Below are 1,455 nucleotides of genomic sequence, written 5' to 3'. Positions count from 1 at the left end.
CCATCTGGGAAGGTTACTGTTGCTGTGCCATCTTCACCAACTTTAACATCTGTTGCTGTTGGGTTAGCCTTCTTAACTTCGTCAGCTACTTTTGCTTTTTCCGCATCTGTAAGGGCTGATGGGTTCGCTACTGGAGTTACAGCTGGTGTCTTAACGCCATTTGAGTCAGCTTCTTTCACTGTCTGTGCTGGTGTCAAGTTTGCTGTTGATCCATCTGGGAAGGTTACTGTCGCTGTGCCATCTTCACCAACTTTAACATCTGTTGCTGTTGGGTTAGCCTTCTTAACTTCATCTGCTACCTTAGCTTTTTCAGAATCTGTAAGGGCTGATGGGTTCACGACTGGTGTTACAGCTGGAATCTTAATGACTTTATCATCTGACTTCTTAACAGTCTTATCTGATGGAATAACAGCAGTTGTACCATCTGGATATGTAACTGTTGCCGTACCATCTTCACCAACTTTAACATCTGTTACGGTTGGATTAGCTTTCTTAACTTCGTCCGCTACTTTTGCTTTTTCGGCATCTGTAAGGGCTGATGGATTAACGACTGGAGTTACAGCTGGATCTTTAATGACCTTATCAGCAGATTTCTTAACAGTCTTATCTGGAGAGATAACCGCTGTTGTACCATCTGGGAAGGTTACGGTTGTTGTGCCGTCTTCACCAACTTTAACATCTGTTACGGTTGGATTAGCTTTCTTAACTTCGTTCGCTACTTTTGCTTTTTCTGCATCTGTAAGGGCTGATGGATTAACGACTGGAGTTACAGCTGGGCTATTAACGCCATTTGAGTCAGCTTCTTTTACTGTCTTCTCTGGAGTTAAGGTTGCTGTTGTACCATCTGAATATGTAACTGTTGTTGTGCCATCTTCACCAACTTTAACATCTGTTACGGTTGGGTTAGCTTTCTTAACTTCTTCAACTACCTTAGCTTTTTCAGAATCTGTAAGAGCTGATGGGTTTACAACTGGAGTTACAGCTGGATCCTTAAGTTCTTTATCAACTGATCTCTTAACAGTTTTATTTGATGGGAGAACAGCTGTTGTACCACCTGGATATGTAACTGTTGTTGTACCGTCTTCACCAACTTTAACATCTGTCACAGTTGGGTTAGCTTTCTTAACTTCTTCAGCTACCTTAGCTTTTTCAGCGTCAGTCAAGTTACTTGGATCTGTAACTGGGGTTACAGCTGGATCCTTAAGTTCTTTATCAGCTTCTTTCACTGTTTGCGCTGGTGTCAAGGTTGCTTTTGAACCATCTGGGAAGGTTACTGTTGCTGTACCATCTTCACCAACTTTAACATCTGTTGCTGTTGGGTTAGCCTTCTTAACTTCATCTGCTACTTTTGCTTTTTCCGCATCTGTAAGGGCTGATGGGTTCGCTACTGGGGTTACAGCTGGGGTCTTAACGCCATTTGAGTCAGCTTCTTTCACTGTCTGTGCTGGTGTCAAG

General features: G+C 42.7%; 1 pseudogene. It reads right to left on the bottom strand.

The annotated features are described in order from the left end of the window. Window positions 1-1,455 (bottom strand): annotated as a pseudogene (locus ADH81_RS11180) (protein with ysrik-signal peptide); the annotation flags it as partial.

The organism is Streptococcus pseudopneumoniae, assembly GCF_001072925.1.
Taxonomy (GTDB): Bacteria; Bacillota; Bacilli; order Lactobacillales; family Streptococcaceae; genus Streptococcus; species Streptococcus pseudopneumoniae_Q.
This window is presented reverse-complemented; position numbering and strand designations above follow the sequence as displayed.